This is a genomic window from Bacillus sp. 5w2 (assembly GCF_054353775.1).
The window spans coordinates 45,460-57,554 of the sequence record NZ_JBTIWT010000024.1; the positions used below are offsets into that span (position 1 = coordinate 45,460).

Annotated in this window: 7 protein-coding genes and 1 pseudogene; 4 read left to right on the forward strand and 4 right to left on the reverse strand. The window is 32.6% G+C overall.

Annotated elements, in window-relative coordinates:
* A complete protein-coding gene (locus ACXY7N_RS26940; RefSeq protein ID WP_088083634.1) occupies window positions 1–468 on the forward strand; it encodes an RsfA family transcriptional regulator in 468 nt (155 codons plus the stop codon).
* Window positions 469–629: 161 nt separating this feature from the next.
* Here the strand turns inward: ACXY7N_RS26940 and ACXY7N_RS26945 are convergent, their stop codons facing one another.
* On the reverse strand, window positions 630–2,327 hold the full coding sequence (locus ACXY7N_RS26945; protein ID WP_016135730.1) for a helix-turn-helix domain-containing protein: 1,698 nt from the start codon (window positions 2,325–2,327) through the stop codon (window positions 630–632).
* A gap of 1,333 nt (window positions 2,328–3,660) precedes the next feature.
* Between ACXY7N_RS26945 and ACXY7N_RS26950 the strand changes: the two genes are divergently transcribed.
* The 3 genes and pseudogenes from ACXY7N_RS26950 to ACXY7N_RS26960 form a co-directional block, all read left to right on the forward strand.
* A complete protein-coding gene (locus ACXY7N_RS26950) occupies window positions 3,661–5,370 on the forward strand; it encodes a hypothetical protein (protein ID WP_016135729.1) in 1,710 nt (569 codons plus the stop codon).
* Between the two features lie 942 nt (window positions 5,371–6,312).
* Window positions 6,313–6,456: a hypothetical protein gene (locus ACXY7N_RS26955; protein WP_016135728.1), complete on the forward strand. Its 144-nt coding sequence runs from the start codon at window positions 6,313–6,315 to the stop codon at window positions 6,454–6,456.
* 232 nt (window positions 6,457–6,688) lie between these two features.
* Window positions 6,689–6,979 (forward strand): annotated as a pseudogene (locus ACXY7N_RS26960) (integrase); the annotation flags it as partial.
* A gap of 295 nt (window positions 6,980–7,274) precedes the next feature.
* Here the strand turns inward: ACXY7N_RS26960 and ACXY7N_RS26965 are convergent.
* From ACXY7N_RS26965 to ACXY7N_RS26975, 3 genes are all read right to left on the reverse strand, one after another.
* Complete coding sequence (locus tag ACXY7N_RS26965) at window positions 7,275–9,827, reverse strand: ABC transporter permease (protein WP_488592789.1); 2,553 nt, start codon at window positions 9,825–9,827, stop codon at window positions 7,275–7,277.
* Window positions 9,818–10,564, reverse strand: a complete 747-nt coding sequence (locus ACXY7N_RS26970; RefSeq protein ID WP_016135726.1) for an ABC transporter ATP-binding protein — start codon at window positions 10,562–10,564, stop codon at window positions 9,818–9,820. The genes ACXY7N_RS26965 and ACXY7N_RS26970 overlap by 10 nt, the downstream gene beginning before the upstream one ends.
* Before the next feature lie 481 nt (window positions 10,565–11,045).
* Window positions 11,046–11,330 carry a hypothetical protein gene (locus ACXY7N_RS26975; protein WP_088060726.1) on the reverse strand — a complete coding sequence of 95 codons (285 nt, stop codon included), beginning with the start codon at window positions 11,328–11,330 and terminating at the stop codon, window positions 11,046–11,048.
* Window positions 11,331–12,095 lie beyond the last annotated feature (765 nt).

The following is a 12,095-nucleotide window of genomic DNA, read 5'->3' on the forward strand; positions in this document are numbered from 1 at the left end:
GTGGTAATCTCAAGACAAGATTCCTGGACTGATGATAACGATTTACTTCTCGCATCAACAGTACTTCAGAATATTCGTAACGGTGGAACACAGTTAGCTGCATTCAAAGAAGTCTCAAAACTACTAGCTAGAACATCCGCAGCCTGTGGATTTCGTTGGAATTCATATGTGAGAAAACAATATCAAGAAGAAATACAACAAGCAAAACAAGAGCGAAAAGCGGGAAACAACATTCCCTTCTCTCCACCAGAAAAAGAAACAAACTCTTTGCCTATTACATTAGATGACATTATTCTCTTTCTACAAAATTATAAAGATGTGAATGAATTGACAAAGTTACAAAATCAAATTGAAGATTTAGAAGCTGAGAATCAATCCCTTCTACAACGTTTATCTATGTATGAAGAAGAGTATCGTATGTTACTGAACCATATCGATAAGACAAGAAATTTAATTGTAGTGGATTAAACAGCATAACTATATCGAGTTTCAAGTAGGACCTTTACCCTTCAAAATCACTAATTAAAAAGAAAATTCTAACTATTATAATTGGTAATAAATAAAATACACATACATAATGTATGTGTATTTTTAATTTGACTATTATTAAGAGAAATACTTAGTCTATGTTACATCTTTTCTAATATTTCTTGTCTTTCACACCATTTTGTTAGCTTTTCTAATGCTTTTTTAGATAAACGTTTTGTTTTATGATTACAAAATCTCGATAATGTAGACGGAGAAATACTAATTTCATCTGCTATTTCACGAATGCTTACCTTTTTTTCATTGTGTACTTTCAGTATTTGGTCACGAATCTTTTTCTCTATTTGCTCGACCGATTCTACAGTCTTCTTTATCTCTTTAACAACTGTTACTTCAGGTAATTGTTCTTGAGGTTCTTCTATGCTCTTCTTTCCAATTACCCTATCCATTGATTGCAGCATTTCCTCAGGAGGTAAAATAGTTATTCCTAAGTTAGCGTAATAATTTTTAAACCAGTTACGTTTCCCAATTTGTTGTTCATCCAGCGGATCACTATACTCCCAATGAGAGATTACTTTCTCATTTTCCAAATCCATTAGAACATTTTCTAGCTGTTCCTTAATACGATTCGGCTTCCAATCTTTTGGAATGTCCATTACTGCTAGTAATCCTTTGTCCCCTCCTATAGAATAAGGCTTTTTCAATGATGAATACATTTGCCTAATTCTCCATTGCCACGTTAAATATCGAATTAACCTTTTATGATATTTATGTCTATAGCTATTATATTCAAGTGCTTTTTTAGACAATAAGGCCGTTGTATTATTTGATCCATATAAGTAATTAGTTAAAAAGCTGCCGGGCTTAATACGACAAGACTCAATACCCATATACTCATTTGTAACACTATGTCTCCACAATACAACCGAATCTAATACGAATAATCTCTTAACAACCTCACGCTTTAATTCTAGTCGTTCTCCTTCATCATCCCGGTCATTTAATACTACAACCTCATTTTCATCATTTAAATAGATAAAAATACTCGCTAAAGCAGCAATTCTCTTTGCTATTTTAATTTTATCTTCAGCTCGATAATATTCTTTATTTTTAACGACTGTCTTTGGAATGTTGCACATTTCTAAAACTTGCTCATATGAAAAATCAATAAACTCATCTGGAGATTTTGCTTCGTTGATCCACTGTATTGTAATTGCATCTAAACAATCTGCCGTTAAATCATCCATATTACTCATTACATCATCAACAAGGGTATTCCATCGGGCAGCTTCTTCAATATTTGTAAGTCTTAAATCCTCGTCTTTATGTGAAGAAAGTTGAGCCATCCCATTAGAAGACTTCGTTTCAATAGGATATTGTAAAACTTTGGTATTGTCATCCTCTTCAAATTGATTCTTTGCAATTCCATCTCTTAATTTATAATAAACAGCAGAGTTATTTACCTCATAATAATCCTCGTGGTTTACTATGTTGGTCTCTTCTATATTTTGATCATTTTCTAATATTATGGAACTTGAAGATGCTACATTTTGAAATTCTTTGTCTATAAATCCTTCAATTTCTTTATATATTTCTTCCTTATAGGAATCAATTTTGGCATAAATTTGTACTAATGTAGTACCGGATTCTTGCTTTTTTTCTAGCCAAGACACTAATGCAGTAAATGATGGGGAAGCATGCGGTGAGGTTAATACTTTATTATTATTGTTTTCAACATCTTTAAAGTATGCATTCCACTTATTCCATACTAGCTCATTCGTTTTATAAATTGGCTCAGAGATTAGCAAAGCATCTCGAAACATTTGTAATAAGTTATCCACTTTATATTCCTCCCTAAACCATGGATCACAACAAAGTAGTTTTTATCATAAATTCTTTACTACTATTTTATTTAATACATTGTAACAGATATTTATAAGATTTTGCGTCTTTCTTGCCATAACTCCTCATTTTGCAACATGTTTATTCGTTCTTTTTCCTATCTCTCCTTACTTACATTCCTTTTACGCTTTGCTTTCCTTAACTTTTCAACTTGCAACAGGCTGCTCTTTCTATTCCACTTTACTTGCATTCCTTTTGCGCTTTGCTTTCCTTAACTCTTCAACTTGCAACAGGTTGCTCTTTCTATTCCACTTTACTTGCATTCCTTTTGCGCTTTGCTTTCCTTAACTCTTCAACTTGCAACAGGTTGCTCTTCCTATTCCACTTTACTTGCATTCCTTTTGCGCTTTGCTTTCCTTAACTCTTCAACTTGCAACAGGTTGCTCTTTCTCTTACCTATCTCTCCTTACTTACATTCCTTTGCGCTTTGTTTGCCTTAACTCTTCAACTTGCAACAGGTTGCTCTTTCTCTTACCTATCTCTCCTTACTTACATTCCTTTTGCGCTTTATTTTCCTTATTTTTCTCAACTTGCAACACGTTTGCGGTATCCTTGCCCTATTTCTTTCAACTTGCAACAGTATAATTTATTTCTTAACCAAGTAATTTTTAAAAAATCATGTCATTTTAAAGTTTTTAAGCTATTTTTCTCATATTTTGAATAAGTTACATACATGAAATGCAACATGTTTGCGGTATCCTTTCCCTAACTTTCCTATCATTTTTACTCTAATCCTTTATATACCAAGGGTTTAGGTACTTTTCCACTTACTTTTATACATATCACACAACTTGCAACACGTTTGCGGTATGCATACCCTTATTTTTCTCGCAAGATGCAACACTGTTTGCGGTATCCTTTCCCTATTTTTAATCTATAAATGCCAACAAGTCCTTTTATATCAAGGTTAATCATTGTAATTCATTTTTAATGATTGCGTTCATCAACTTGCAACACGTTTGCGGTATCCTCTCCCTAACTTCCCTACAGATTTTAATCTAATTCTTTATATACCAAGGGTTTAGTTACCTTTTCACTTACTTTTATACATATCACACAACTTGCAACACGTTTGCGGTATCCTTAACACAAAAAAAAATTATGAAATTCTCTTATCCCTTGATACAACTAGCTTCATAAGCTGTTGCAAGTTGCTAATTTTCTTCTTAAAGGAGCACATTTTGCCAAATTTCGATTTGCTATAATCAAAATTGGTATATTTTATAGTATTCTGGCATACATTTCGAATTTTGCAGAACGGAGGTGAAAAAGATGGGGAAATCATTTGTGATACGTAATCAACGTAGCTTAAATGGGGAAAAGACAAACGCAGTTTTAGTCACACTAAAATCTTGGCAAAAGCTTGTGGAAACATTTGAGGAGAAATACTACAGCTATAAAGATACATATTTAGAAGATATTCTGCAGCACATGACATACGAAGAACGTATTGCTGACGTAGAAGGCTTTGTCGAAAAAGCCAAGCCATCTTTTTCACGTCGCGCAATGTCTGCAATTGCAGAAAAAACCGGAAGAAAACATAAATTATACGGTATTACGAATGCAGATCTTGAAGTATTCTTGTACCTACATAAAAAATGCTATACAAATGGGGTCATTCCAAATGTAACAATACATATGATGTGGGAAGATTACAAGCAATATAAAGAAGAATTTGCTTATATCCAACACTCTCAATTCTATATCGCATTAAAGAAATTAAACTTACATAACATTATCTCCATTGAAAATGGCGTAGATGGCCGATATACAATTAAACTGACTCATTTTATGAATGAGGAAACAGAAAAAGCAAATCCGTACGTATATATTAGTCCGGTTGTATTTACAAAGGATTTCTTTAAGCTCTCTGTAGCGGCTAAGAAGCTATTCTTAGATATCGCAATGCAACAACATACAGAAACAACTTTAAAACGTTCTTTGGACAAACAGGACGAAAGAGGCAATAAAACTCACTTTGGCGGGATGTATCGTTTCTTACATAAAAAATATCCGCATCAAATTCGTGCGGTTATCGAAGAATTAACAACTGCATTACCATGTACGGGGAATCCCCTATTCAAAATTTGTAAAATGCAAAAAGGTGTAAAGCATACAAAAAGATATACAACACTATACCTTTCAATCCATTCAGACTTCTTATGCACGAAAGAATCTGGTGAAGAACAACATAGGGATCCATTTACACCAAAAGCTACCTATGCTCGAAAAGCGAAATTTATCGAAGCAGTCTTACAAGAGATGAATATCGGTGAACTATCTGCAGACATGAATAAATTCATTCATGTTTTAAAGTATACTTGTCATCGTCAAATTCGCAGTGTCATTCGTGGTCTTCGTGACATGGTTGATCGAAAAGAAGGATATCCAACGAAAATTGTATATACATTGAAAAAACTATTGCATCAAACATCTCAATATCAAATTCTTGATACAGCGGCAAAAGAAGGCATCTACCCTCTTATTGCGCAACATATACCAAAAGAGAGAAATAGTGAACGTGAGCAAGCTGTCTTTAATTTTGGTCTACATTATTCTATGTACTCTCTTCATAACATTAAGAAGATGTTTAAAAATGTGCATGCACTACTGAAGCAGAAGTTTGCGGTACCAGTGACGGAAGAGTCTTATCACCGTAATTATCTAAAATACCAAGAAGAAACTTTATTTAGAAAATATGCATATGATCAGGGTGTTAATCTCCATGCATATATCGCTTTAGAAATTGAAATGCGTGAAAAACTAAAAGTTCGTGGTCATAAAGAACGTACGATTCCAAGTGATGTACGTGAATGGTTTATCGAAGCCATTGATAAGCTACCACAAGAAAAACTTCGTGTTATTGAGCTACCAAAGCAGTTTAATTTACTAGAGTTTATGCGTACCTTCGAACGTTTAGTACGTGCTGGTGTAACAATAACAAATCCGGATCAGGTGCTAACCGCGATGGAAATAAAATAAAAAGCAACAAGCTCTCTATTTTTGAAAAAATCGAAAGTGGAGGGCTATTCGTGTTTGTTTCATTAATACCCCTTTTCCACTTATCTATTTATACATACCAAATCAGAAGGGCTTCATGTAAAATGGGGTCTTTTTTTATGCAATTCTATACAAATCTTCTTCTGGCTATACAAAAATCTCCACACTACACATTTGGTATTCTTCACGTATAGTAAAACATTCGATTTTATATCTACAAAAAATCAGAAGGATATTTATAAAAATAGTGGATATGAGGACAATTATAATTAAATGTGAATAAGATTTCCTCAATATCCTTGATAATACTAGTGTCGTTCATTTTACCTAATAAAAATCATCAATAATAATGTGAGTTATGTGTAAATACTGAGTTATGTTAACAAGTAGAGACTAAATCTGAATAAATTGTGGATATTAGCACGCTAAATATCATCCCATTTACTAAAATAAAGAAAATACCTTCTATTTACATGGTTGAATAAATATACTGTGATTTGTATTAATTTCCTTCCGATTTCATGTAGAAACATATAATTTTCTTTCTGCTTTTTTGTAGAATTGAAAGTCTAATAATCATTAAATCTACGGATACATTTTCTACTATTTATGATTTTTTATGTTCTAACATCAAATTTTCCCTTGTGGGAGTAAATCTTCCCCCTATTTTTGATAACCTATAATAGTTTTATCTTTATTTCTTTTTAATATATAAGATATATATTTATAATAGATTTTATTATTACTAGTATGATTGTTAATAAGATGTCAGACCTAATTGATAATATTTGTTAATTTAGTTATAATAATGGTAATTAAGGATAGCATTACCCTCATACAAAAGGACAAACCTACGTATCCCTAACAGGGCGAGGTTTGTCCTTTTTTCATTATAGTAAACAATTATTATTAGGAGGATAAAATATGGCTGTACTAAAAAATACAAATTACATAGATATGAATACGCATAATGAGATTAGATTTTTCAAAGGGATATTTTTGGGACTAATCTTTGTAGTTCCTTTTTGGAGTAGTATGATTGCCTTATTCATTTGGCTTTGTAAATAATAATCAACATATCAAAAAGCAAAAAGTTGTTTGTTCGTTTGCTTTTTGATATACCAGTAACCATGCGTAGCAAAAAACAATAGCAGGTCTGCACCCTACTTTCTGTTATAATACACCCAAAGAAATTAGGTAATTATAATGAAGGTGACAATTAGTCTAGAGAAAATCTTAGAAGCCTTTTCTACTTATTTGAATGAAGACAAAGGGGTTAACTTAAAGACAGGCTAAATAACGAACTCTAATTATGGATAGAAACGCTTGTATAATCAATTTAATAGTAAACTATGGTTTATCCTTGAAAGAGCTTGTATCGCTTAATATGAGCCATATACAGTTTGCTAGAAATACCTTCGTGGTATCTGGAGGAAATGGATTAACTAAGTCTGTCTCCTTAACTAAAGAAAATACACAACAGCTTTACAAATATTATACGACTATTCCGGAACCAGTAAGATCTTGACAACACACAGATAGTCCCCTGTTTGTGGCATTTCATTTTAATCGAGGTACGTTTCGTTTCGTTGAGTGTACGAAACGAAACGTACCTAAAATGCGGGGCTATACAAAAAGCCCTAACTTGAAGACAACAAAAAAGGCTTCTTCAAGTTGATTAAAAATGTACATAGCAAAATAAGCTAATAATACCTCTATATGTTTCATAATTGAGGTTACTATAGCAAGAAATTTTCTAGCTTTTACAACTTTTTAAATATAAAAAGTTGTAATTAAGGAATCTAAGTTGATTGAGATAATTATTATTTTTAATATGTTAGGAATGGAAAAAAGCGTATTTTGACCCCTAGTCACAATACGCTTTTTTATTTATTTTGTAAAAGGTGTATAGGTTTAGCTGATAATGATTGTTTAGCTGCTATCCACACCACAATGATTGTTGTTATAACAGATAAAAGTATGCCTAAAATAGACCAAGTCATATCTATTTTCATCGGCATTTGGAACAAGAAGCGCAAAATGATACCTGAAAAGGCTAATGCAATTCCAGCACCAACTAATCCGGCTGATAGGGAGATAATCGTATTTTCTAATAAAATGGATTTCATCAAATTACTAGAAGACATACCAATTGTTTTCATAATAGCAACATCTTGTGTCTGTTGCATTAAGCGAATGACAACTTGATTTCCAATTGTGAGAACAGCCGTTAAAAATGCGAATAGCGCTACAATTGAGAAGAAAGCACTTTGCATTTGAATAATATACTGAAGACTATCGATTGCTGTAGCGGCAATTGAATATGCCATTGCTGAACTAGGAAGTTTTTCATTTAATTTTGTTAATATAGCATTGGTTTTTTGAGGATCACTATCTAAGGAATAAGTAATTCGGCTTGGTTTCCCATATGTAGCTAATGTTTCAGTTGGGATACGTATGCCAACTGTTTTAACTACACCAGATTTAAAGAAACCTATAATTTCGCAGTTTACTAATTCATTTCCAATTTGAATGTCAACTGTATCGCCAATTTTCATACCTAATTTCTTATAGCTGTCCAAAAGAACTGCTTTTTTCCCTTTTACATCCGATAGAGATAAATCATGTCCTTCAGAAATTGTATAAGCTCTAGAATTAAGGGCTGTACCCACGCCCTCTATAGAGATTTTAGTTGAACTAAAAAATTTATCATCTTTTGCATTTTTCGTAAATATAGATGCTGCGTCTACCCCGTTAATATTTTGGAGTCTTCCATCTAGTTGATATCCTTTTTTCCATCCTTTTATGTCCTTAATAGAGTTTAGTTGTTTTTCAACTTTCTCTTCATCATGAATGGAACTGGTAATAAGAAGATTTCCCATTGCTTCTTTTTCCAATTGGCCTTGAACTGATTCAATTAAATTGTCTGCAAATACATGGCTAGAGACAACAGAAACAACACCAATCGTTAAAGTAACTGCCAATAAACCACTTCGTTTACTTGTAGTAGCCATGTTGTGTAAAGCAAGGAATAGAGTTTGTGGCATTATGTTTTTCATAGCACCAATTAACTTAAATAATAAAGAATATATAAATCCTATAAAACGGATAAAAGCAAAAATAAATAATAAAACTGCATTTGTAAGTAAAAAAGCAAGAAACCACTTAAAGATGGCGTTGCCATTTGTATTTGTTGTAAAAGCTATATTATAAACATAAATAGAAAGAATGCCACAAATAAATATAAAAAGTTGAAATTTCTTTTTAAATGGTAAAGTATAATTCACAGTTGTATTCTCGGTATCACGTAACATTTGAAGTGGTGATACACGCATGCCACTTTTTACAGGTATCCAAGACGCTACGAAGGTTACAATTAATCCCACAATAATGGTTGTGAAAATTACAGACCATGAAATTCCCCAATGTAGAGGTAGTGAAAGCACGTCTGCTAGATATGAAGTTAGCCAAACGCTGGCTAATAAGCCAAGTACAATCCCACCAACTGTTCCGAGAATCGCTAACCAAAATGCTTCTAATAGAAAATATCGAATAATATATTTAGTTTTCATTCCTACTGACTTCATAACAGCGATATCATGCGTACGTGAAGCAATAATGACTTTCATTGTGTTAGAAGTAGTAATAGCAGCAATTCCAAGGGCTAATACGCTGAAAAGTTGAAGAAATGGTAACAACATCCGTAAATCTTTTTGTCTCTCTAGTTCTTTATCCTGAACATCTATTACGCTACTTTGTGGTAATTGTTTTTGGATATTCTTTTTAAAAGAAGTAGTATTAACATTCTCATTTAATAAGATTAATGCTTCATTAAATGTACCTGTAGGTACATTTAAGAGTTGCTGTACTTGATCTAAATGTAAATAGGCAGTTCCAAAAATCGAAGCATCGCCATAGGATTCTTGGACACCCTCTACTAAACCACTGATTTTATATGAGGACATTGCCCCAGTAGAACGATTAGGAATCTCTACTCGATCTCCTATTTTGACTTGCAAACGGTCAGCTGTATTTTTGGAGAGTAGAAGTTCATCTTTATGTAAAGTGCGAATCTTAGGAAACAGATTATCACCAAAGAAAGGATAGTGATTCGTTTCAATTCCTTTTACGATTAAGCTTGTTGTTTTTTGATCAGATTTGACCATACTTTGACCTAATAAAGAAGTTGTGAGCGCTTTCTGTTCTTCTTTAGGTATGGAAGAAATAAGAGTCTCACGATCCATCGGTTTCAAATAGGACTGGACTGACACATCCCCTCCTAAAAGGATTTTAGAAGATTCGTGAATAGATCGAGGAACTAGCTCTACCAACATGGACATAGAAAAGAAACTAGCTATTCCTATTAAAATACTGAACACTGTAAAAAAAGTTCTTAAACGATTACGCGCTAAACTACGTAGTGCAGATTTTAGTAGCATGATGTTATGCCACCTTCTTGTTTACTAGATTTTGTATGGTTGTTAAGAGTTTCTTGAACTAGGAGACCATCTTCCATTTTTAAAACACGATCTGAGAGTTTTGCCACATGCGTATCATGTGTAGCGATAATAAATGTCATATGGAGTTGATCACGTAGTTGAAAAATCAAGTCCAAAATATTTTTTCCTGTTTTTGAATCTAAGTTCCCGGTTGGTTCATCAGCAATAACAATGGTTGGATTATTTACTAATGCACGAGCAATTGCTACACGCTGCTGTTGTCCCCCGGATAGCTGGCTTGGTAAATGGTGATATCGCTCTTCCATCCCAACAAGGTCCAACATGTCCCTAGACTTTGTTATCATTTCTTTTTGGCTTTTTACTCCAGCGCACATAAGCGCCATCATAACATTTTCTTGAGCGGTCATTGTTGAGACTAAATTATACGATTGAAAAACAAAACCGATTTTTTGGGCACGGAAATCAGCTAGCTTTTCTTCTGACATGGAGGTAATATCTTGTTGTTCAATAATAATACGTCCTTCGGTAGGTGTATCCAATGATCCGAGTATTCCAAGTAGTGTGGATTTTCCACTTCCACTAGGACCAATAATACTAACAACCTCTCCAGAATAAAATTGAGTACTCATCCCTTTTAAAATTTGGATTGTTCCTGCCTCGGTTTCATAAGCTTTCTTTATTTTTTCTACTTGAAGGATTACTTGTTTGTTTAGCATCCCGTTCCCTCTCATCCCTTTTAAATTTTAATGCAAAGACAATTGAAAATTATTTTGCTACACCAGTATTTTTCCATTATTTGGAGATATCTCGATGATTATAATAAATGGAATCATATGAAAATAGCAACCCTGAAAATCTGAATATTTCGTGACAGACTTTTTAAATATTTTAATATAAAAATGATTTTATAATAATTAAGTTAATAGTATTGAGGACGACATTACATACGTTTTTGGGGTATTAATTTATGTTGTAATTTAGGATTGTCTAATAGTTACACTCTCATATTTTTTACATTTATACCAATTCATCGGTTGATATTATTCTCTTAAAAGCTTTTTGGCCCAGGAAATTGATATGGTTATTTTATAACGTTATTTCATCTCAAAAATGAACAAATATCTTTTCCTATTCATTTTTTTCATAAACTACAGAAAAAAAGACATTGAACCAATTAGTTCAATGTCTTCTCGCCTCTTACATATTTGTATATTCAAAGTACAATTTTTCCGGTTTTCCATACATGTTAATTTCATTTTGATATACAACAGCTAATTGCTGAGACATCTGAATGTTTTCCATATAAGATAATGAAGCAGCTGCTTCTATTTTTTCTTTAATTTCATTAGGGATAACTGTGTAAGATAAATTCCCCATCTTACTTCCTAACTTAGTATCGGTAGCAGCTTCATAATAAATTTCGGTAATTAAAACCTCATTATCATCTGGATCATACATATATCCTCGGTTAACTGTAATCATATTATAGTGCTCCTCTCATTTTTTGTTTTCTAATTCCTTGTGCTTTTAGCATTGTAACGAGTACCTTATTTCTATATAAAATCCCTAGTTCTTAATTTATATATTCCATTCTTTCTCTACTCTACCATAAATTAGCATTAAATATCTTTTTTTCGTTTTGAATTCAAAAAGTCTTAACAATACTAAAAAGTTAGGCTATGAATTCATTCTTTATTGTACTATTCCTACAAGAGTATAAAGACTGCCAGTAATTTTTATCTCATTACAGGTATCCTGTAGTAATCTTAATGTTTCATATCCATTATGAATGACTTTAGTTTGTTCGGTTGAACTTAATTTTTGATAGTTTAGCCATTGCACACAATCGCAATCATGTACGCTTCCTTTTAATAAAACTTACTGCTTCATAAGAAATACGATCACATATTACGCTTACATTCTTTTTCTTATGCCGTACTTTGTAAAGTTTCATATGATCCCTCCTCTAATTTAAATAAAAAAGCACAATATATGTGCTTTTTTCACTTAGCATATTATTAGCTCAAAAGGTCTATTTACAAGTGATTCCTAACTTAAAGACAACATAAAAAGGGCTTCTTTAAGTCGATTGAAAATGTGCATAGCAAAATAAGCTATATACATTAATCGGCTCAAAGAAGCCCTTTCATAATTGAAACAAGAACACAACTTGCTTCTACAACTCAACCACAACTCATAAGGCGTGGGAATAAACGGAATCAATTAAACAATAAACATACGTTTATA

Excerpts from the sequence above, each read along its gene's own strand:
- ACXY7N_RS26950 (WP_016135729.1), top strand. The coding sequence starts at position 3,661 with ATGGGGAAATCATTTGTGATACGTAATCAACGTAGCTTAAATGGGGAA.
- ACXY7N_RS26970 (WP_016135726.1), bottom strand. The coding sequence starts at position 10,564 with ATGCTAAACAAACAAGTAATCCTTCAAGTAGAAAAAATAAAGAAAGCT.
- ACXY7N_RS26975 (WP_088060726.1), bottom strand. The coding sequence starts at position 11,330 with ATGATTACAGTTAACCGAGGATATATGTATGATCCAGATGATAATGAG.
- ACXY7N_RS26955 (WP_016135728.1), top strand. The coding sequence starts at position 6,313 with ATGGCTGTACTAAAAAATACAAATTACATAGATATGAATACGCATAAT.
- ACXY7N_RS26965 (WP_488592789.1), bottom strand. The coding sequence starts at position 9,827 with ATGCTACTAAAATCTGCACTACGTAGTTTAGCGCGTAATCGTTTAAGA.